12 protein-coding genes, 1 tRNA gene and 3 pseudogenes are annotated in these 22,279 nt (G+C 55.8%); 3 read left to right on the top strand and 13 right to left on the bottom strand.

Annotated features, from left to right (window positions below; genetic code table 11):
- Positions 1-13 precede the first annotated feature (13 nt).
- The 6 genes and pseudogenes from SD71_RS04480 to SD71_RS04455 all read right to left on the bottom strand — a co-directional run bounded on the left by SD71_RS04480 (position 14) and on the right by SD71_RS04455 (position 10,620).
- The gene (locus SD71_RS04480; RefSeq protein ID WP_041060212.1) at positions 14-8,338 is read right to left on the bottom strand and encodes a GH36-type glycosyl hydrolase domain-containing protein; all 8,325 of its coding nucleotides are present in this window, start codon (positions 8,336-8,338) and stop codon (positions 14-16) included.
- Positions 8,339-8,625: 287 nt separating this feature from the next.
- Positions 8,626-8,712, bottom strand: a tRNA-Leu gene (locus tag SD71_RS04475).
- Between the two features lie 239 nt (positions 8,713-8,951).
- Positions 8,952-9,275: pseudogene (locus SD71_RS04470) on the bottom strand (carboxymuconolactone decarboxylase family protein); the annotation flags it as partial.
- A 73-nt stretch (positions 9,276-9,348) separates the two neighbouring features.
- A pseudogene (locus SD71_RS04465) lies at positions 9,349-9,560 on the bottom strand (hypothetical protein).
- A 76-nt stretch (positions 9,561-9,636) separates the two neighbouring features.
- Positions 9,637-9,957 (bottom strand): hypothetical protein, encoded by a 321-nt coding sequence (locus SD71_RS04460; RefSeq protein ID WP_041060495.1) that lies wholly within the window; start codon positions 9,955-9,957, stop codon positions 9,637-9,639.
- A gap of 90 nt (positions 9,958-10,047) precedes the next feature.
- The gene (locus tag SD71_RS04455) at positions 10,048-10,620 is read right to left on the bottom strand and encodes a xanthine phosphoribosyltransferase (RefSeq protein ID WP_041060209.1); all 573 of its coding nucleotides are present in this window, start codon (positions 10,618-10,620) and stop codon (positions 10,048-10,050) included.
- 223 nt (positions 10,621-10,843) lie between these two features.
- Between SD71_RS04455 and SD71_RS21910 the strand changes: the two genes are divergently transcribed.
- On the top strand, positions 10,844-11,482 hold the full coding sequence (locus SD71_RS21910; RefSeq protein WP_052475937.1) for a hypothetical protein: 639 nt from the start codon (positions 10,844-10,846) through the stop codon (positions 11,480-11,482).
- Positions 11,483-11,542: 60 nt separating this feature from the next.
- Here SD71_RS21910 and SD71_RS04445 read toward each other — a convergent pair whose 3' ends face one another.
- Both SD71_RS04445 and SD71_RS24670 read right to left on the bottom strand, forming a co-directional pair.
- Positions 11,543-12,997 (bottom strand): glycoside hydrolase family 15 protein, encoded by a 1,455-nt coding sequence (locus SD71_RS04445; protein WP_235426990.1) that lies wholly within the window; start codon positions 12,995-12,997, stop codon positions 11,543-11,545.
- On the bottom strand, positions 12,940-13,524 hold the full coding sequence (locus SD71_RS24670) for a glycoside hydrolase family 15 protein (RefSeq protein ID WP_235426989.1): 585 nt from the start codon (positions 13,522-13,524) through the stop codon (positions 12,940-12,942). The genes SD71_RS04445 and SD71_RS24670 overlap by 58 nt, the downstream gene beginning before the upstream one ends.
- A gap of 283 nt (positions 13,525-13,807) precedes the next feature.
- Between SD71_RS24670 and SD71_RS04440 the strand changes: the two genes are divergently transcribed.
- A complete protein-coding gene (locus SD71_RS04440) occupies positions 13,808-14,926 on the top strand; it encodes a YkvI family membrane protein (RefSeq protein WP_326998694.1) in 1,119 nt (372 codons plus the stop codon).
- On the opposite strand, the gene SD71_RS04435 is transcribed toward SD71_RS04440, so the two are convergent.
- From SD71_RS04435 to SD71_RS04415, 5 genes and pseudogenes are all read right to left on the bottom strand, one after another.
- Positions 14,808-15,695: an ATP-binding protein gene (locus tag SD71_RS04435; protein ID WP_041060207.1), complete on the bottom strand. Its 888-nt coding sequence runs from the start codon at positions 15,693-15,695 to the stop codon at positions 14,808-14,810. The two genes, SD71_RS04440 and SD71_RS04435, sit on opposite strands and share 119 nt — an antisense overlap.
- Entirely contained in the window at positions 15,655-17,514 is a 1,860-nt protein-coding gene (locus tag SD71_RS04430; protein ID WP_041060204.1) for a coiled-coil domain-containing protein, read from the bottom strand. The genes SD71_RS04435 and SD71_RS04430 overlap by 41 nt, the downstream gene beginning before the upstream one ends.
- A gap of 29 nt (positions 17,515-17,543) precedes the next feature.
- Positions 17,544-18,026 (bottom strand): ATP-binding protein, encoded by a 483-nt coding sequence (locus SD71_RS04425; RefSeq protein WP_041060199.1) that lies wholly within the window; start codon positions 18,024-18,026, stop codon positions 17,544-17,546.
- Between the two features lie 18 nt (positions 18,027-18,044).
- Positions 18,045-19,328, bottom strand: a complete 1,284-nt coding sequence (locus SD71_RS04420) for a metallophosphoesterase family protein (protein WP_041060197.1) — start codon at positions 19,326-19,328, stop codon at positions 18,045-18,047.
- A 21-nt stretch (positions 19,329-19,349) separates the two neighbouring features.
- Positions 19,350-20,491: pseudogene (locus SD71_RS04415) on the bottom strand (glycosyltransferase family 4 protein).
- 115 nt (positions 20,492-20,606) lie between these two features.
- Here SD71_RS04415 and SD71_RS04410 point away from each other — a divergent pair.
- Positions 20,607-21,821, top strand: coding sequence for a GGDEF domain-containing protein (locus tag SD71_RS04410; RefSeq protein WP_052475936.1), 1,215 nt, complete (start codon positions 20,607-20,609; stop codon positions 21,819-21,821).
- Positions 21,822-22,279 lie beyond the last annotated feature (458 nt).

The following is a 22,279-nucleotide window of genomic DNA, read 5'->3' as shown; positions in this document are numbered from 1 at the left end:
TCTTGTGCTGCGGCTACATCGTTATTTCGACATGGTGAGCCCGACCGTCGTCGCACAATTCGATGTACGCTGCGTTTTCCGCTTCTTCTTGCACGCGAAAAATTTCGCGTCCGTCCATGCGTACAGAGTTGCTTCCGGTTGATTTGAACGACGGATTTTTGACGGTGATATTGTAACATGCCTCCCCATAATGGTAACTGATCGAATACTCCGGCCATTCGGAAGGGATGCACGGACGGATGTAGAGCCGTTGTCCGCGTCGGCGAAGACCCAGAATACTCTCGATGCCGGCCTGATACATCCACCCCGCAGCGCCGGTGTACCATGTCCAGCCGGCATGCCCTTTGTGCGGATCCGCCGTATAGACATCCGCCGACATCACATACGGTTCGCCCGCATATCTCCGCACTTCATTAGGCGTTTTCGTATGTGTGAGCGGATTTAACATGTGAAACAACTCATACGCCTTGTCTCCGTTCCCAAGCCCGCACCAGGCGATGATGCTCCAGATCACGCCGTGCGTATACTGGGCTCCATTCTCGCGGATTCCGGGCGGATAGCTCTGAATGTAACCGGGACTCGGATGTGTGCGGTCAAAAGGCGGCGTCAGAAGACGTGCGACGGAAAGCTCCCTGTCGACGAGCTCCCGGTCGAACGACTGCATCGCCTGCAGCGCTTTTTTCGTAGGCGCGGCGCCGGAGATCACCGACCACGACTGGGCGATCGCATCGATTCGGCACTCCTCATTATGGATGGAGCCGAGCCAGTCGCCAGCGTCGGTAAACGCTCGGCGGTACCACTGTCCGTCCCAGGCGTGCTCGTCCAACGCCTCGACGAGCAATTCCCGTACTTCCCGGTAACGGTCGGCGCTTGTCTGCTCGCCGAGTTCCCGGCACAAACCGGTGAACCGGCTAAGGATATCGCAAAGGAACCACCCCAACCATACGCTTTCGCCGCGGCCTTCCTCGCCCACGCGGTTCATTCCGTCGTTCCAATCCCCGATTCCGATCAGGGGCAGTCCGTGCTCCCCAAAGCGCTGCAGTGTCCTGTCGATCGCACGCAGACAATGGTCGATAACGGTTCCGCTATGTTCGGATGTTTGCGTCGGCTCGTAGCGCTCGTGTTCGCCGTCCCGTAAAGGCTCGCTTTGGAGAAACGGCGCAATCTCGTACAGAATGCTATCGTCGCCGGTATGCTCTACATACCGCGCGGTTGCATACGGAAGCCACAGCAAATCGTCGGAGAACCGGGTCCGTATGCCTCGCTGCGTTTCTTCATGCCACCAATGCTGAACATCGCCCTCGACGAATTGATGGGCGGCATGCAGTAGTATTTGTGCCCGCGTGAGATCCGGCCGGGTGTGCAGCAGCGCCAATGAATCCTGAAGCTGGTCGCGAAAGCCATACGCGCCGCCCGCCTGGTAAAATGCTGACCTTGCCCACATCCTGCATGAAAGCGATTGGTATATCAACCAGCCGTTCAGAAGTACATCCATTTCCGGACACGGCGTCGACACCTTGATCCTATCCAGTATGCCATCCCAGAGTTCCCGCACGTCGGCAAGCGACTGCTCGCAGAAATCGTCCCGGCAGTATTGATGGGCGAGCTTCACCGCATCTTCGCGCGAACCTTCGCAACCGAGCAATATGTAGACGGTCCGTTCGGCTCCAGCATCTACCTTGAATTTCGTTTGTACCGCGCCGCAGGTTTCATTCAGAGCTCCCGTTGTACCCGACAGCCGTTCGCGTTGCAGCGAGGCGGGGTTGTCCAACGTGCCGTTAAAGCCCAGAAATTCGGTGCGGTCCGCCGTCCATGAGACATCCGGGGTCGCATCGGGCGAATCGGGCTGCCCCGATTTACCCGAGTCCGTTGAACCTTCTGCTGCCGCCGCTTGCGGATAGACCCCCAAGAAAGCCGTCGCATTACGGAATGACTCCTGATACGTGTTCCGCGCCAACATGATCCGGGCCGATGGGTCCCACTCTGTAACGATGAAGGACGTATTTGCCTCGCGCCGTACGCCCAGCACCCATTCCGCGTAATAAGTGACTGAGAGGTGCCGCGCCTTGTCCGTTGTGTTTTGCAGCCGCAATTTGACCACCTTCACCGGATCGTTCAGCGGAACAAAAACGGTCATTTCCGCGATGACGCCGTTTTGTTCATGGCGAAAATGAGTGTAACCTCGGCCGTGCGAAACCGTATGGCAATTGACCGCGTGCCCGGCAAACGGCGCTGCGGACCATATTTCTCCGCTTTCTTCGTCACGTAAATAGCACACTTCGCCGGGTCGGTCGAGCACAGGGTCGTTTGACCAAGGGGTCAGCTTGCATTCACGGCTGTTGCGCCACCATGTATAGCCCGTGCCGAGCTCGGAGATCAGGCAGCCGAATTCAGGATTGGCCATTACATTGATCCACGGCGCCGGAAGATGATTGCCGTTCTTCAACAAAATCCGATACTCGCGGCCATCCTCGGAAAAACCCCCGAAACCGTTATAAAACATCCAATGGCGCGTGTCGTCCGGAGCGGGAGTGCCGAATCTTTCACTCCCTGCTGTCGTCACGAGCTGCGGCGGTAAGTCAGCGCCCGGACGCGGCATCCTAATTTGGGCCTTCAGACTCGGACCGTCTGCGCGCAGTACGAGACGCGCCACAGCCATCAGCAATATTCTGTCTTCGTCCGGTAGTTGTCCGGCATCCACGATAAAAACTCCGCCCCGCCCCGCGCTCTGCCAGTCAATACCTTTTTCAACAGCGCGTCGCAGTGCTTCCTGCAGCTCCTGCTGGTATCCGCCGGCCGATTCGTTTAGAATGACCAGATCGTAAATCAGCCCCAAGCGGCGTAAATACTCGTATGCCATGATCAGCTTCGCCACAAATGCGATATGATCCCGATCCCCGATCCTGACAAGAATTATGGGCCTGTCTCCCGACACTCCGTGCGCCCACAATCCTGATTGCCCCTTCGCATTCGCGGCGATGCTCTGCCGCTGCTCCTGTTTGAGCGGCGGCGCAAACAGCACCCGTCCGGCCAAAGTTTGAAAGGTCGTCGCCTCGACGGAAGTTATGTGCAAATGGCGAAGCTCAATTTGACTTCGGTTCCAGGCAAGCTGAAACGTTCGTTCCACGGCCTGACTGCCTGAAAACCGGCGGATGATGCTCACCGCCTCGTCCCTGGAGTCGGCAACACCTGTGACGGCGAACAACTGGATCCGCTCGCCGGGCGCAAGCTGAACCTGCCGCCTCATAACAAAGGCCGGATCAGCCACGGAGCCCACCGTTCCGCGCAAGCGCGAACGGATCCCCAGCGGCTCGGACATCCGATGACCGCGGCCGATAAAGTTCGCCCGGTCGGTGTCGAATTCAACCGTCCCGAGAGGTCGCTCCTCCACAATGAGCGAGTGTGCGGCCCACAACGGTTTCTCGCTTCCCTCGCGGGGCCGTCGGCGTGCGAGCAAACACACCGCATCGGCGGCATATTCCGTTTCAATAAACAATTTGCTGAAGGCGGGATGCGCATTGACGGCGCTGGGAATCGCCAATGCCAGTTCCATAAACGTTGTCACTTCCAGGATCTTCGGCTCGGATCCCGCGTTGGTCAACGTCAAACGACGAACCTCCGCATTCCATTCAGGCGATACGCATATTTCAAGACTCGTCTGCACGTCTTCATCCTCGCGCATGAAGATTGCGCGATCCAGCGCGAACTGCACGCGTTGTTCGGGGGATGCCACACGGCAGGGTTGGAACCCCGGAGACCATACCGCGTCGCGGGCCACATCACGAATGTAGATGTAGCTGCCCGACTCGTCCAAGATCGGATCCTCCTGCCAACGAGAGACGGCCACGGCTTCGTATTGGCTGAATCCGCCGCCACTGCTCGACACCATTGTCATGTATGTTCCGTTTGACAGAATACATACCTCCGGAGCACGCGTGCCCACGGATACATACTCACGCAGCGCGCGGGTCCGGGCGGGCTTTGTATCGGGGGCATGCACACGAGCCAACGCCGGATGTTTAATGACGCTGGGCCGCTCGGACAGACGTTCCTGCAACAACAGTTCCGCGGCCTGCACGCGCATGTCACGGTGAAAGCGATCGTACATCTTGAAAGGGAGCAGCAAGTTTGCGAGGGAAAGAAAACTCATGCCCTGATGATGGGCCATAAAGCTTCGGATCACCATGCGCGTCCGGTCCTCCGGCATCCGCTCGCTCGTGAAATCGATGGCTTCGTAATAACCGTATTCGCCGCGCGCGCCGAGGTCATCCATTTTGCGCAAGTCCTCCATCCCCTGCCGCTTGGCGAGGGGCAACGCGAGAATCGTCGCATACGGAGCCACGACCAGATCTTGCTCGAGCCCGCGCTTGAAGCCAAGACCGGGGACACCAAACGCCCGGTATTGATAGTTCATCTGAAAATCGAACGCGTAATAGCCCGATTCGGATATTCCGAACGGAACTCCCCGTTTGTGAGCGTACTCCATCTGACGGTTCACGACTCCGCGGTATGTAGTGTCCCAAATAGTGTTGCGGTAGGTGCGCATCAACAGAGTCGGCATCAAATATTCGAACATCGTTCCGGACCATGAGAGCAGCGTAAGCTGCCGCCCCACCTTGGTCATAGTCCGCCCGAGCGCCCCCCAGTGGGCGACGGACACATGACCGAGGGCGATGGCCATGAAGCTTGTCTGTCTGGCCTCGGACGCGAGCAGGTCATATAATATCTCATCGCGTTGATTGAGAGCGGCATGGTAGCCCAACGCGAACAGTTTTGTCTTGTGGTCATATAACGGGCGAAAGTCCGTCTCATTGATCAACACTTCGATACGGGCGATCAGATTGCCGCCGAGAACCAACCATTCGTCCGGGGAACAGTCCGGCGTTGTTCCGAGGCCGATGCTGAGTGCATCGCCCCCGTTTCCTACGGAAGAGGTCAACTCCTCGGCAAATGCGACGTCAAACATGTCTGCGGTCCTGAATTGATTTTGCTGCGAGTGCGGCCTTTCGGTTTGCCCGATGTCGGTCTTGAGCCACTCGGCCAGTCCCTCTTTGACCGCTACCAGGCAGCCGACGAAGTTGCCGGAATCTACCGTTGACACATATTGCGGGGAAAGAGGTTCGCAGGTGGACGTGTCGTACCAGTTGTAGAGATGGCCCTGCCATTTGTCCATCCGCTCCACCGTGCGGATTGTGCGTTCCAATCGCTCGACGAGTCCACGCGTATCAATAAATCCGAAATCCCGCGCAGCGACCACGCAGGTCAGGTAAAGTCCGATGTTGGTCGGCGAAGTGCGATGCGCAATCCCGCGCGGCGGATCGATTTGCACATTGTCCGGCGGCAGCCAGTTGTCTTTGCGGGTGACAAAATCCTCGTAAAATGTCCATATCTGTGTCGCAACCTTCCGCAGTTCTTCCGCTTGATGCGGCTGAAGCGGCCGCTCAGCACTCTCCACGGGCCTGTTCAACCACATGACCGCTAAGGGCGCGAATGCCCATATTGCACAAAGCGTCAAACCGGCCCAACTCAAGGCCGTAAACCCGTTCGCCAGCGATGCCAGCGCGAAGATGAACACCAAGAAGTATCCGCCATAGAGACCATGCATAACAGGATGGCGCCTGCGCGTGTTGCGTTCGATTTGCGCGGAACTGACCCACTCGAGCAAATGACGTTTTGAAATAATCAACCGGTAAAGCGTGCGACCGATCGCGTCAAGCAGCAGCGTCGTTTGAAAAGGCAGCGTGAGCAGCGTGACCAATACTTGCCCGGCCGTATGGAGTAATCTGCCGGTTCGCCGATGTTTTGTGCGAATGGCGGTCAGCTGGCGGATCAGCGGTAAGAACAACGTGGCCAACCAAAAAATAAACCAACGTGCAGGAGCGCCTGGGAGGACGATTAACGCGAGTAGTGGAACCAGAAATAATGCCGTCGGGATTAAACTGCGCCTCATATTATCGATGATCTGCCATCGGGTGAGCGCCGACAGATCGACCGGGACCTTTGCGCCGCAACGGTCGGCAACGCGGGTGAAAAGCCATGGAAGCAGCTGCCAATCGCCGCGCACCCAACGGTGCAATCTCATCTGGAACGCACCGTACGTGGTAGGATGGTCATCGATCAATTCAATGTCCGAGAGCAATCCTACGCGCATGAAGCCGCCTTCCAGCAGGTCGTGGCTGAGAACCCCGTTTTCCGGAATTCGTTCGCACAGCAATTCAGCGAAGACATCGACATCGAATATACCCTTGCCTGTAAAAATGCCCTGTCCGAAGCCGTCCTGGTAAGGATCGGACACAGCAAACGCATACGGATCGACGCCAGGGTCACCTGACCAAAGATAGGCCAAACGGGAACGTAATGATGTCTCGTGACTGATGCCGATACGCGGCTGCAAAATGCCGTAACCCTCTGCGATACGAGTACGACTACGGTTGAACCTAGGCCGGTTATACGGCAAATGAAGCGTACCGATCATCCGTTGAAGGCTGCCCATGGGAAGCCGGGTATCCGCGTCAAGGGTAACGACATAGCGGATGGAGGGCAGTACGGACGATTCCCCGACTACGACCTCGTAAGTCGTCTCCTTCCGTGCTTTGAGCAGCTCGACCAACTCGACCAATTTGCCCCGCTTGCGCTCCCAGCCCATCCACAGGCGCTCGGACGGATTCCACCTCCTGCCGCGCTGAAACAGGTGAAACGTATTTGCTCCGGAGGCGGAATACAAACGGTTCAACTTCTCAATGCTGTCACGAGCTGCCCGCAGCACCTCGGCGTCCTGAGGAACACTCTGCTCGCCGGCATCGGCGAAATCGCCAAGGAGCGCGAAGTGAATGTTGGCGTTGCGATTCGCCAGATAATGCAGCTCAAGCCGGTCTGCCGATTCCCGCACCTGTTCAACCGTTGACCAGATGACGGGAACAACAACCATGGTTGCCGCTTCAACCGGAATATCCTCTGAGAAATCGTATCGCAGCAGAGGCCGCGGACTTTTGGCGCATTCGATCAGCCAGTGCGTGGCGGCTACTGCCCACTCGCTCACGGGTAAGGCCAGCACGAGCAGAATAACGGCCCACTCCGCCGGCGTATAGCCCCGGCCGCCGGCGATCCATACGGCAAATCCCAGCAGCGCCACTACAAACGACCCTGCGAGCAGCGCAAAATACACGCCCGTCGGCCGCTGAAATAACGCTGCTTCCGGAAGACGCCGGGCGCTGTTGCAAATTTTCAATGCCTGCTGTAACCGTCGAACTCCGTCAGCTTCAAGCAGGTAATAAGCGACAAACGCTTGGCGCGGAAGCTCATCCGACGAGACTGGATCATTCGTTCGCGCGTCATGGCGCTCTTTATCGGCCAGATCCACCGCCTGTTTAGCCACTAGATTTTCCGGCACTCGCTGGCGGCGCGCCAGTTGCTCCACCCGCTTTCGCAGCATATCGCGGCTGGTAAAATCAAGGAGCGGATAAACGGCTGAGCTTTCCTGGCGTAGAGTGAGCTCCACCGAGCAAATCTGCTCGAACGCATCGGACCAGTCCCAGCGTGATAATTTACGCAGGCCGCCGATAACATTGCCGGTCGTCATCTGGTATGCGGCCTGAAGCTGATATTCGTATGAGACAATATGATCATGACTTGCGGGACCATTTTCCAACTTGCACATCAGCCATTCGCGCACGACGGCCGAATCGTCCGCCCACTCGCGCAGATGGCTGACAAGATGGACGATCAGCGGACCGGAGAGCGGCGTCTCCTGGCCGGCTTGCTCGAGCGCGGCGTTCAGTGCATCCGGATTCATTTTCGACGGTTCGATTCGCGCCAGCAACCGTTCCACCATCGCGCATATTTCCCGGCGCTCCCGAATCAGTTCCATGAGTTCCGTCAGCCGTCGGATCATGGCTATGCGCATCATTAACGGGATGGCCCATGCCTCGGCAATTGTGAGTATCGACACCTCCTGATAATGATTTATGTACGAAACGAACGAGTCCTCGTCGAGAAGCCCGTCCGTATGCTGCAAAAAATCTACGCAGATCGAAAGCACCCGCGGCTCGCCGGTTTTACGCAGATGAGGTAAACGCCTTAAGAATGTTTCGGTAAGTTCGTGCTGGACAACCAGACCCTGTTCCTGGATGAATTCCGCATGATCCAGCAACCATTCTTCCGCCGGCTGCGAACAAGCTGAGCCACCGCCCCTCAAAGTGCTTGCGAACGCGCGCAATTTATCGACGTCGGCACGAAACGCCCGCCACACACGCTGCGATGGCCGTCTAATGATAAACGGTTCATGTATCAGCGCGAGTTCATGAGCCTTTTGCCGAAGCTGTTCAGCACTTAAAATCATAAACTCCTCCCGATGCGATACTAGTCTCTGTCACCGTAACAACTTTCCCAATTTCACGCAGGATTATGATATAAGTTACGACCGCGCGGCATGGGTAAGGGAGAAGTAGACATCGGAGGTGCGATAATCACTACGTTGGATCCCTGTTCAGCGTCTTTTTACTTGCTCCGTATTCGTCAACAATTCGTCAACAACTTCAATTTTTTCGAAACATCAGATCAGTCAATAGAGAATATTCAAAAAACAAAAGAAGCCTTACTATTGTAGGCTTCTTAGACTTTTATGTATGGTGCGGTCGAGAGGACTCGAACCTCCACGGCTGTTACACCACTAGAACCTGAATCTAGCGCGTCTGCCAATTCCGCCACGACCGCATGCTGTGATTTTGGGGTGTTCTTCCATCGCGTCGCCGCGCTGTTCAGGTTGACCTTATCGCAATCACGAGACTTATCATAGCACGCCTGCAGCTCTGGAGTCAAGCCACACTAAGGAAGTTGCAATTTTCAGACAATAGCCGTCCTTAATATGACGGTGGTGCCTCAACCCAAGTGCTCATATCTTCTGCGAACTCCACGTCACGGTGAGAATCCCAGTCGATTTGCTGTTGCAGCCCGAGCGCACCCTGTACGCGAGTGACGCCTTGCGAGAACACATGGCCGCTGAGCGCCGCACCGGCTACTGCCGCGGTCTCCATAATCTGGCGATCCGTCGCGCCTTTTGCTTGTGCTTCTTGCACATGATAATAAGTACACACTTCATTGTTGGCAAAAAGCGCGACTCCTAAAGCGATCAATTGCTTCGTCCGCTCATCGAGTTCCCCCGCCGCAAAACATTCCTCCGTGAACCGGTTGTAAGCCTGGGCCGCATCCGGCAGCGCACCTATCAATCCGGCCACATTTTCCTTGTAGCTTCGTACTTTCTGTTCCATTAAGGTCATGTGATCATGCCTCCGCACACCCTGTGGGTTGATAGATGGTTATGGCGTCTAATTTCCCACAGTTCCAACAATTTCATTCATCCCATTGCCTCGGTTCATCGGCGGGCTGCAGCTTGTAGCCGCGTTTCACCTTGACTACACGGCGATTGGGACGGCGGATCAGCAAATGCTCGTCATCCCATGCTACGACGATACCGACCACATCGTTCTGTTCCAATGCATCCCTCACTACCCTGCCTTCGTTCCTTCGACGCGGTATCGATCCAACTGTTCATCATTCAACATGTCTACCCCTCCAATATGTAAAAACCCGCAGGGACTTTCGTCCGGGCGGGTTTTCCGTTAGGCTTCGCCGACAGGGTCAGCCGACGTGCTCTCGCGTATCGTTCGTTTCATACCAGCAATCCAACACCTTGCTTGACATGACCCGGCTATTGACATATTCGGCCTGACGTTCCGTGAAGCGCTCTGACCAAGGAATGTCCATCTCCTCGCACAGCTTGACGATCGTCAGCAGTTCAGACCAAGCGACATAACGCTTATACCAGAAAAATTGCGGGTGTTCGATCATGTATGGGTACAGGTCATCGAACTCTGTGTGTTTGCAGTCGAGCGCGCGCTCGAAATGGTTCTTGGAGCTTTCCAGCTTATCTAAAAAAAAAGTTCTCCGACAGGTTGATATCTCCCATTTTATTGCTCGCCTCCCCTTCTGCAAGTAATCATATTATACGATATAGAAAACCGATTGGGAAAGGGATATTAGGAACCATATTTAGTCACCGAAACTGATCTCGTTGTTGTCAAGCGACTTAATTTTCACCAGTGTTTCCAACCGGTAACCCTGCTCCCGCAGCGTCTGTCCGCCGGCTTGAAAAGATTTCTCCAGCACGATGCCGATTCCTGCCAACGCGGCCCCGGACTTTTCGATTATTTTGAGCAGCCCCCGCGCCGCATCCCCATTGGCAATAATATCGTCAATGAACAGCACGGTGTCATCCGGCCGTAGCAGTTCGCGGGAAACGATCAAATCGGTTACGATTCCTTTGGTGAACGAAGGCACCCTCTCGATATAGGCATCGGGTTCACCTAAAAGCGTCTTTTTCCTGCGGGCGAATACAAGCGGAACGCCAAGCAGCAGCGCCGTTGCGAAAGCGACCGGGATACCGGAGGCTTCCACCGTAATCACCTTGGTTATCTTTTCTCCTTCAAATCTCCGCGCAAACTCTTTACCCATTTCCATCGTCAACTGCGGATCGACACCATGGTTAAGCAGCGAATCCAGCTTCAATACTCCCGGGTTTATGACACTGGCTTCCTTTAGAATCCTCTCTTTGAGAATGTCCATAGCCTGCTTTCACCGTCCGTCATGTTTTCCGTTTAACGTATCACATCCTCCAAGCAGGCGCAAGATTCGGATATAGACCTTTCATCTCTTGAGATACGATAAGCCTGCGGACCCAACGACATTTGTGACATAAGCACTGATTTTTCGATTTTTCTCGAAACGATGAAACTTTTTGGGTTGTAAATGGTTCTACTAATATATAGGAAAAAAATGGAGGGGAAATATGCCGAAAACCGATAGTCGTCCATTGGCCATACTCGGATTGTTCATGCTCTCGGCTGCTCTTGTCTCCTGTGAGGGAACGAAGTCAGACATCGTCTCTGCCGGTACCGATTCTCTCCACCATTCAGACAAGCCGCCGGCGGCTTCTCATAAAATTGCGGGAGAAAGCTCCACGCTGTCTTCGAACGAGGAATTATCGGATGCGGATCTGCAGGATACCCCGGACAAATCCGCACCGCCGGAAGTGCCGTTCCGTGCGGATGCGCCTTCGCTGTGCGGTATCGGTTTTGGCGCCTCTGAGGGGGATGTGATCGGCCTTTACGGAGTCCCTGACGATTCATATGTGCTTCCCGGCGACGATAACTCCATTCAGATTTGGGAATATCGCGGATTTTCAGTAGGAATGAGTAATGACAACACAGTCGTGTACGTCGAGATCAGCTCCGCAGAAGTCCGGTCAGGCATTCTAGGGCTTTCGAAAGGGATGAAGGGCGGGCAAGCTGCAGAGCTGCTCGGCGTGCGGCAGCCCGCGGGAAGCAATGTCATCTCGCTCCAGGTTGCCGGAGGATCGCTAAAGCTTGATCTTGATCCCGACTCGCAGGCTGTATTATCCTTGAAACTCATCAGTAATGAAATATGAAAAACGCCTTCTTTCCGGGAGCTTTTGCATCCCATCGAAAGAAGGCGTTATTTTATTAGCTTACAATTCCCCGCGCTCTGCGAGCAAATGAACGGCTAGAACGAACATGGCGTGCGACCACGTCAGGGGCACGACCCATGCCGTCTCGCCTGTTTCCCGGTCGACTTGCTCCGGCAGCAGGCCGGATGGAGTGACATTTCGGACCGCATAATCCAGCAGCTGCCTCGCGTCGTCGTACCTTCCCTGCAGGGTGCGGTAATGACCTAACCAAAGGGTGGTCAAAATCCAAGGGTTGCCCCCGATATACGAATCGTCCTCATACCTCTTGATTCCGCCCACCTTAGGCGAAGTGAGCAGCTGCTCGATCCGGTCTGCCGTGGATGCCATTCTGGCATCTTCCACCGATACGGCGCCGAAAGGCACGCTGACTCCCAGCAAACTCACGTCGATGACAGGGTCATGGTCTACTACGTATCGCAGATATCCTTTGCCCCGTTCTTGGACGAATCCGCTTTGTCCGCGCGCGATTGCCGCTTCATATGTTTCCTTGGACACCGTCAACTTCAATCCACGGTAATAAGAGCTTGCCGCTTCATTCCAACAGCGCGACTGAATGGCTTCGGCGATCCGCTGGGCAGCATCGGCCCATGATTCGGCCAGATCGTCTCTGCCTTTACGACTTGCGAAATGCGAGGCCGCCGTCAAGCCGCCGAATACGGCCGCAGCGGAATACGTATGCTCGGCTTCCCGTTCTTCCCATAGGTCTCTGCTCGGCAGCGGAAGCCCCGTATCAGGGTCGAGGAAGCTTGCCACGAACGAAGCGCCCTTCTCCACCGCCGGCCACATCCGGTCTAGAAAATCTTGCTGCTGCCCGGAGTGAATGTAATATTCCCACATCCCCCAGAGCAGGGAGGAGCCTTCGTCGATCTGCAAGCCCCAGCTGGGAGCAAGACGGCCGTCATGATAATGCCGCTGCTGCCAGGATCCGTCCGGCTCCTGCGCCGTGACCGCCCAATCGTAAAATTTCTCGGACAACGAACCGAGTCCCGCTTTGTTGAAAGCGGTTGTAACAAATGCCGCATCGCGGCCCCAGCTGTAGGCGTATCCGCCGCAGCGGGTATGATATTCATCGAATTCCGGGGCGGCGACGATCGTGCCGGTCTCTTCATCCGACATCAGCTTCATCGCGAGCAGCGAACGCTCGTAAAGCGCCGAGATGGCCTCATCCGCGCTCGGGCAGGCTGCAGCGCTCGCCAGATAGTTCGCCCAGTATGCTTCCATCTCACGAAACCAATCTTCCGAGTCGCGGGATTTCGCTAGCGTTAACGCTTTCAACGCTGCTTCGCGTGAGCGGCCGGCTGCTATGTATACCGGTATTTCCACGGTTTCACCCGGTTCCACCCCGGCCAACGTCCATTTCAATGCGCCGTCCGGCTGCATATCGATTTCGTTGCCGTTCAGCCAGCCGCTTTCCGCGCCGAACCATGCTCCGCCGCCGGCTGATAACCGCTGCATATGTGCGAGCTGCCGACCGCAAATGCATACTCGTGCCGGAAATGCACGAGCGCGTCATTCTCGCCGTGGAACTCGGTTGTCGCGTACAGCTCATTTTCTGCAATCCGGAATGATCCGTAATGATAAAAGTCCAAGTCTCGCTTTTCCTGACCATGATAGGTCAATCGATACCGGCGCACAATGATAGGCTGGCCGGGAACTGCAAAATCCGTCTGCTCGACGCTCACCGGAATATCGGGATGATCCGCCGTTACGCGATAGGCATTCGTATGCGGGACATAGGCCGCCTCGTGACGCCAACCCCCGGCTGGATCGTCGAACCATGTTACGCCCCCCGGCGTTCCATGCAGCTGCAACCCCGTCCTTATTTCATCCACATGCTGCGGAAAATCGATATGCGGCCACCAGAGCCGATAAAGCCTGCCGGTCTTGCCCAGAGAGAGAAGCATCGCGGAATTTCCGGCTATCGCGTCGATCAGATACGGCTTTTTGCGCAAATGATCTTGAAGTGTTTCCTCGTTTATCATGAACAGCTCCTTCAAAGCCCGGTCAATCGGACGACTCCCGGGCCGGGTAATAGAACGCCCGAAGCAACGGCCGGCAGCTGGAGCACCCTGACTGCGCGGCGATTCGCCTCCCCCTCGGGACCGTGCATCGTCCTTGTTCTATTTTACCTGATCTTTCCGGCTGAGCAAGCCTGGATGTTAACATTTCGCCTGTGGGCTGAAGGCATGCTCGTCCGTTTCGTATCATAGTCTGTTAAGAAGAGCACACAAGAGCAAGAGTCGGGAGGTTCCGCAGGATGAAAGAGTGGGCGAAAAGCATACAAGTCGCATTAACGTTTATCGGAACCGTTGTCGGGGCGGGTTTTGCATCCGGGCGGGAAGTCATGCAGTTTTTACCCGTTTCGGATTTTGGGGTCCGCTGCTCATTATACTTTCGACTCTGTTTTTCGTTTGGATCGGCGCCAAGGTGATGCTGCTCGCCGCAAGTTTAAATGCGAAATCGTACGAAGATCTGAACAAATATCTATTCGGTGAGAAAGCCGGCCGCTTGGTAAGCCACGTCATGCTGATCATTCTGCTCGGAGTCAATGCGGTCATGCTCGCAGGAGCGGGCTCCATCTTCTCCGAGCATCTGAATTTAAGCTACCAGAGCGGCCTGCTGATCACGATGTTCGCGTGCTTCATGCTGCTGCGCAGAGGAATGAATGCGATTCTGACCATCAACACCTTCGTCGTTCCTGTTATGATCGGATTTACAATATTCCTTGTCGTGGAAACTTTGCGGCACCCCAGCTCCGCGCACTGGCTGACCGCCCCGAACGAATCATCGCCGTGGGCGGCGTGGCTCTCGCCGTTCCTCTACGCCGCCTTTAATCTCTCGATGTCCCAGGCTGTACTTGTTCCGCTCGGAGCTTCTATCGGCAATAAAAAAATATTGCGGCGCGGAGCATGGATGGGCGGCCTCGGGATCGGGCTTATGCTGCTTGCCGGCCATGTAGCCATGTCCACGCGGATGCCGGGTATCCTGCAATACGAGATTCCTATGGCGGGGATCGCACGAGAGCTTGGAGCCTGGCTTCATTGGATCTACATATTTCTCATTTTCATGGAAATTTTCACCACGCTGGTGGCGGACATTTTCGGGCTGACGCTCCAGCTGGAAGAGAGAACAGGCGCGTCGCAATGGATGCTGACCGCCATGCTCCTTCTGCTTTGTTTCCTGGCCGGCCAGTTCGGGTTCGGACCTCTGCTGGACAATCTGTATCCGATGTTCGGCATGCTCAGTCTTGCCTGGCTTTTCCTGATCAGCCGCGACCGGACACGCCGGCCGAATGGGCCTCTGCCTCCGGGTCCCCCAGCATCATCATTCGGGCGGTTGGAATCCCCGCCGCCACTGTCCGGGCCACATGCCGGTGACAGGTGAACAGAATGACCTGCCGAGCGGCAGCCAGCTGCTGCACGACCGGAATTGTGTTCTCAAGCCTCTTTTCGTCAAAATGTACGAACAGATCGTCCAAAAGCAGCGGCAGCGGATGCTCGCGTGAAGCGGCGTCGCACAAGGCGAACCGCATCGCCAGAAACAACTGTTCCTGCGTACCTCTGCTCAAAAATGCGCTGTCGAGTAAAGCCCGTTCTTTCGTCTCCGCCAGCAGCGCCGGGCTGTCGCCGGGAGCGACGATCCGGATGTAGGCGCCGCCCGTCATTTGTTCTAAATATCGGGAAGCAAGGCGCAAAACTTCCGGCTGCTTCTCTTCTTCAAAGATCGATTTCGTCCGTGTAATCAGCGTGTCGGAAATCGCCAGAATCGCATAACGTTCGAGCAGCGCTTCAAGTTTGCTCTGCAGCTCGCTCAGGCGCATGGCCCGGTCTTCCAGCTCAGACTCGTTCCGCAGGCGCTGCAGCTCTTGTGTCAACCGGCCTCTCCGGTCGAGCAGCTCGCTTCTTTGCTGTTCGGCGTATGCGAGCTTTGCTTGCTGTTCCTCCAGCAATGCGCGCAAAGAAGACTCGTCGTGCCGGTCCAAGCGCTCGTACAACTGCTCCACCGCCAGAGAGTCACGCCCCGATTCCAGGCGGAGCCCAATCTCGCGGCGCTGCCTTTGCAGATCCATGCATCGCTCGTCAATACTCAGCCGCTGCTCCAGCTCAGCTTCATTAACCGAGCCAGCCTCCGCTAAAAAACGTCGCAATGACATTTTCAACCCGCGTCAATTCCCGGCCTGCTCGTTCAGCCTCATTAACCGCGGCGGATAACAGTCTGTCCACTCGTAATGCTTCTTCTTTCGCCGTCTGCTGCCTCAGCGCTTCGCGAAACAATCCGTGTACCGCCAGAACCGAATCATGACCGAACGCAGCAGGCGGTGGATACTGCTCGCACACCTTCGCGGCCGCTTCCTCAAATTGATCGATTGTGCTGCCCACCGCGGCCAGCCGCTCAATAATCCGTTCGCGCTGGCGTAAGCTCGTGCGTCCCTGCTCGGTCAGACCGAGAAGCTCCGGCAAGCTGTCGGGAGTAAGGTGCAGGGGTAACTTGCGAGCTTGCAGCCAGGTCTGCCACTCCTCTTGAAGCGCGGACAATCGATCATTCAGTTGTTTTAAATCTTTTTCGATGACGCTTCTTTCTCGTGACAGTTCCTGCAGCCGGGTCTGCGTTTCCGTGTGCTTTAGCTGCAGCTCATTTTCGGCATCGAGGCGTTCGATTTCCCGATACACAGCATTCCGCAGTTCCACCCACACGCCGTCTTCAATTTGAGCCCTTGTCAGATCGTCTTCGTTAGACTCCGCAAGGAGAGCGGCGGCTGCCTCGTTGTCCGATACAAGCCGGCTCAACCGTTCGGCCATCTGTCGCCGATGAATCCTTACAGAGCCGTCCTTGCCTGAAGAGTGTACCGCCGCCGGTCGGGAACTTTGACGGAACGCAAGGAGAACAACTCCTGCAGCGGCAGCAATTAAAATGGCGGATAACGTGAGATAAGTAGGCGGCACCGGGTTGTCTTTGCCGGCCAGGAAAGGCATGGCGGCAGCAGCAGTGGCCGCAATCCCTGCGACCCCATACAGCAAACCGGCAGGCTTGCGGCGTTGATACTGTATTCTGCCGGCGGAATCCAGCAAAGCTTCCATTCGGGCACCTTCATACTGCCGAATCGCGTCCTCCAGCGCATGCCACGATTTCAGCAGATCGGACCTGCTGCGAGGAATGAATGACAGTCTGTAGCTTTCATTCGCGGCTCCGCGCTCGCCCTCTTGCCGTCGTTCAATAAGCGGCTCCACCTGCAAAGCGTGCAGCTGCCGTGTGATTCTCCGCACATCCGCCTGCAAGCTCTCGGCAGCGCGTTCCGCTTCCTCCCACTGCTGTTGCAGCCGGCGAACTTGATCACGTTCCGCGGACAGTCCTCCGAAAGCCTGCAGATCCGCCTCCGTCCAGTCAGGAGAAAGCCGCGCCAACATTCCTTTGACCGATTCATCCAGCAAACGGCGTTCGGATTCAAGCTCTGCGCCTTCTTCCCGGCGGGCGACAATACCTTCCCGAACGGATTCCAACCTCTCCAGCTCCGGCAGCAAAGCCACGAATCCTTCGTCCCATGAAATGGCTTCCCGAGCAAGCCTCAATTCAAACTCCGCTTTACGGGCCTTTGCCAGATTGTCCGCAGCTTCACTGCGGTTTCCTTTCAAACTCTCCCATACGGACCGGGCTTCCTGCGCTAACAACGGCACTGACGGATCGGGCAGCACCTTGCGCAGCTCCACTTCTTCCAGCAGAAGTGCCTGCCCCTTAAGCCACCATTCACGGAGATCGAACGCCCCCTGCAATTCCGCGGTGCGCAAACGAATGTCCGGAAGCTGCAGCTCAAGCACCGCCAATTGTTCCTCTAATATAGTTAAAGCTTCATTGGTTTCGTTAAAATGTACGATACTGTCGCGGTCCTGGCGAAGAGAGGCTTCCGTCTCTTTAATCGCGGACAGCAGAAGGTTGATCTCTTGCGTCGTTCCTTTCGGGCGGAACAGCTTGTCCATTTCCCCGCCGAGCCGGCGTCGCGCCGCCGTTAATGCCGCGCCCCCGCCATGCCGGCATGGTATAGATAATTGCCGATCTCCTCGCCTTGAAGGGAACGAATTTCGTGCAGTTCATCCAAAGTCACTGCAAACAATTGACGAAAAAGCCGCTCCGATACGCCCCCTAGAGCCAGCCTCTCCCATTCCTGCTGCGGCATAGGCCGATCCGATCCGCTTTCGTCACGTACGATAAGTCCCGATCCCCGCTCGGCATACCTTTCGAGCACCCACTCCGCTTCGGGGGATACCGACAGGATCATACGTCCGCCGTGCCTGCCGCCGGCAACCGGTTCCCCCCGCTCCACCGGATCCTTGCGTGTCGGAAAGCCGTAAAGCATGCTGCGGACAAAACGAAGAAGCGTGCTTTTGCCCGCTTCGTTACGGCCATATATGATAGTGACGGGTGTTTCGAAGCTGAGCTTGACCCCGTGCAGCGCACCGTAGCCATCCACCTGAAGCTCACGAATGAACATCCGCTGTCCCTCCTCCGGCTAAGCCGTTTCGTCTTCCCGCAATAATGAAACGGAAAGCTCCATCGCCCGGCGGATCCATTCCGCGCGAAGCTCCGGGCTGCTCTGCTGCAGCCAGTCGCGAACCTTAGGGTGACTGCGAAGGCGATCCAACGCTTGTTCCAGCAACTCTTTGGACTGTTCCGCTTGTCCGCCTGCAGCAAGTCCTTGCCGCAGCAGCTCGCCCAGGAAGCCTTCCTCATTCGCAGCTTCTTCAAGATTCAATAAACAGCCGGTGCGTACGTTTATCGATTCGGGCCACACCCAAGCGTCGGCTTCCTCGGGAGCTCCCAGCCATTCCCTCAATTCGTCCAGCCATTCCTCGACCACCGCCGGCTGCAGGAGCCTGTCATGCAGCGCACCTCGCCCATCGAGCTGAACCCGTACGATCACCGGGCGGCCATCGGCATCTTTGCGCAGCTCTTCAACCGCCTGCATGAGACGGTTCTTAAGCTCCTGCTCCCGTTCGATGCCTTCGATCGATACCTTGATTTCCTGCCACAGCACGTCGGCTAAATCTTTAAACCGCATCAGTACCGATCCGGCATCTGACACCGTAACGATATATGCACCTTTGGCGCCTGTTTCCCGAATGCTTCGGCCTTGCAGATTGCCCGGATAAACAACATGAGGATACTCATGAAGAATGCGGCGGTCATGAATGTGCCCGAGAGCCCAATATTGAAAGCCGGACGCAGTCAGCTCTTCCAACCTGCAGGGTGCATAGTTGTCGTGACCTGCGCTGCCGTCCACATTCGCATGCAGCAACGCCAAATGAAAAGGCGCTCCGTCCTTCTTGTTGAAGCGAAGCGCCAGATTTTCCGTTACTGCAGGCGTTGGATACGAAATTCCGTACACGTGCGCAGCCAATTCCCCGCTTCTCGTATAGGCCGGTCGACATTCTACGTCGCCCGAGCGGAATATGTGCACATGTTCAGGCCAGTCCAGCTTCGCCTGCCGTCCGCTCTCCGGATCGTGGTTGCCGTGCACGGCAAATACTTGAATTCCTGCCGCCGCGAGCTCCGTCAGTGCCCGCTGCAGCCGCAGCTGGGCGCGCAGCGAACGATCCGCCGCGTCATATAAGTCGCCGGCCAACAGCACGAAATCGACATTTTCCCGCTTCGCCAATTCGACCAGCCGCCGGAACGCAACGAATGCGGACTCGCGCAGCCGCTCGCGAACGACAGCCGGAACTTTCGCCAGCCCTTTGAACGGGCTGTCCAAATGCAGATCCGCAGCATGTATAAAGGTAAAAGGGACTCCCAAGACAGTCACGCTCCCGTTCGTCTAAGCTTTCACGGTTCCATCTTCGAACGAGGTGTACACCCGCTTCAGCTCTCCGATGACCCGGTTCAGCGAATAAGTCTTCTTGGCTTTGTTCCAGGCCGCGCGCGCCATCTCGTAGCGGAAATGCGGGTCATTGATTACAATGTCCAAGGCGTCGGCCAAAGCCGTCGGATTCTCGGACGGCACCAGCAGCCCGTTGACATGGTCTTCGATCTGCTCTGATACGCCGCCCACGTCGGTACCGACCAACGCCAGCAAACAAAGCGCAGCTTCGGCGAATACCGATCCGAACGCTTCCGCCCGCGACGGAAGCACAAATACGTCGAAGAAAGGCATCAATTCTTCGGGATGCAGCATATAGCCGTAAAAGATCGTGTCATCGTATATCCCGAGCTCCTGCGCCATGGTCTCCAGCTCCGGCCGGATCGGTCCGTCGCCGATAATATGCAGCACGAATGAGCGGTTTCTTTTCCGAGCTCCGCACAGGCTTTCAGCAAAATATCCAGCCCTTTGGCAGGTACGAGCCGGCACACGGTGACAAGCTGGATAACTTGATTCTCATGCGGAATCGGCTTGAATCTTTTCTCGTCGTATCCGTTCGGTATGACCTGGACCCGCTCCGGCTGCCGCAAATACTGACCGATGTAGCGCGCAAAAGAATGGGACACGGTCATCAAACGGTCGGTGCGCTGCTCCAATTCGCCGTAAATGGAAGTGAGAAATCGGTGCTCCGGCCCGTACTGAGCAATCCGTCCGCCCAGAATAAGCTCGCGTTCATAGCTGGAGTGAACGGTCATAAGAACGGGTATGTCCGGGAAAACATGTTTCATCGCCATAGCGGCGATCGGATGATGAGCATGGATAAGGTCGTAAAGCTGGCCGGCGAGCCGCAGCTTCACCCACCATATGTAGTCTTTATAGGTTTGAATATATTTGTCCACTACGGCATTGCCTGAATACTGCCGCCAATCGAAAGTGTGGAAGTCGATCTCTTCACGGCCTTTGTTGCGGATGCGCTTGGGCAGCGAGAACATTTCCATCTCCCAGCCGATTTTACGGAACCGCTCTCTGATGTACGGCACCATTGACGAGACGCCGCCCGGCTGCTCCGGGGGAAAAAACAGTGCCTGCAAGATGTTCAAGCGGGATCCCCTCCTCGTTCCGGCTTTCTGATTCTATGAAAATTATGATATATTAGAAACATATGTTCTGCAAGTGAACCGGCTTTGCTTTCATATCATTCCTAAGGAGCCTTACATGCCTGATTCCACGTTCGCACCGGATCGTCTGGGTCTCTTGTTTTCATCGGCCGTAGCAGTTGTTATTGTGGGTTTAATGCTATTCATGTCATACCGGCTTCTGCACAGCAACCGCAGGCAGGCCTACCGGTCGCTGCTCGTGTCTCTCATCTTCATTTTAATCCACCACCTGCTCCAGCTCACGCTGGCTCTCGGGCTGACTCCCGCAGAGTCCTTTTTGAATTTCGGCGGAAAGCTATTGCAAGTATATGCGTTCATCGTCATTAACTTTGCCATTTTTGAGCTGTATCACCGGCGCCGTCCGCGTACGCGTCTCTGGTTCTACGGCTTGCTTACGACCGGTCTGCTCATTGCGATGGGAGAATCGCTTCCCGGTGCGTCCACGCCGGGTGCGTCTTGGGCGAACAGCTTGCAGACGACGCCCGCCCTCGACGGATACTTGCTGATGCTCGCGCCTTTGTTCGTACTCATGTTTGCCCCCCACATCGGCCAGCCCCGCAAATATCTCGCCAGTCTCGCCGCCGCTACGGTGATGCAGATTTCCGTTATCGCCGGTACATACTGGATTCCGGATTCCAAGCTGTTGGCAACGCTGTCCGTGCTCATGCCCGTCATTTATTACCTGCTGCTTTTCATACTGTTATTCGAACGGGTCGTTGAGCTGCTTCAATCCGTATACCGGTCATCGATTACGGATGGATTGACCAATCTTTATAACAGGAGATATTTCTCGGCGAGACTGGAGCAGGCGCTTCATACCGGACGGCCGCTTGGCGTTATCTTTTGCGACATCGATAATTTCAAAAGATTAAACGACAGTCATGGACACCATAAAGCCGACGGCGTTCTGAAGCAAATCGCTTCCATACTGATGGAGGAGACTGAAGGCGTAGGCCTCGCGGGACGGTACGGCGGTGAAGAATTGGTCGCATTCCTGATCGGGCCGGGCCTGAGTTCGCTTCAGGCGGCGGAGACGATCCGTTCCCGAACGGAAAAGGAGAGCATTGTCACCGTAAGCATCGGATTTTGTATGGCCGAGCCCGATGTATCTGCGGAAGCATTGCTTAAGAGGGCAGACCAAGCGATGTATCACAGCAAAACAACCGGAAAAAACCGGGTCACCGATTATGCGGAAATTGCGCGTGAACAGGAACCGCATAAAACCGACAGCAGCGCCGAATCCGGATATGGCCGGTCTCGCAGGAATATTTAGCGCTCAAGGAGCGGATTCCTTCCTATGCCTGCTTTGCCTGTAGATTATATTCGGCAAATTGCGACTTACTCGGACCGGAAACGGACGATTTCATCGCCAGTTACGATAAGCCTAGAGCCTACGGATTACATTTTAACCCGTTGAAATTGACTGAGGAAAATCCGCATAGAGCTCAGCTTGCCGCATTATTTAACCGGGCGGCAAAAAGGGCCTGCGGATTTTCGTGTATTAGCGAAAAAGCGCAAGAGTTCCAAGCTTAACTGGAAAAACTCCCGATAAATCTTCGAATACATCGGTTCGCAGCAATATAACTGGAAATTCAGGCGTTAATTAATCCGATTTCACAATGATTCGATGTCATACGACCGATTAGGTGGAAGAATTCCATCTAACTTCAGAGCAAAATTAGATGTAGGATTTCCCGCTAAACTAAAAAACGACATCGTTTTGTTAAAGCC

Origin of the sequence: Cohnella kolymensis (genome assembly GCF_000829465.1) — a bacterium.
In the GTDB taxonomy this organism is placed as follows: Bacteria; Bacillota; Bacilli; order Paenibacillales; family Paenibacillaceae; genus Cohnella; species Cohnella kolymensis.
This window is presented reverse-complemented; position numbering and strand designations above follow the sequence as displayed.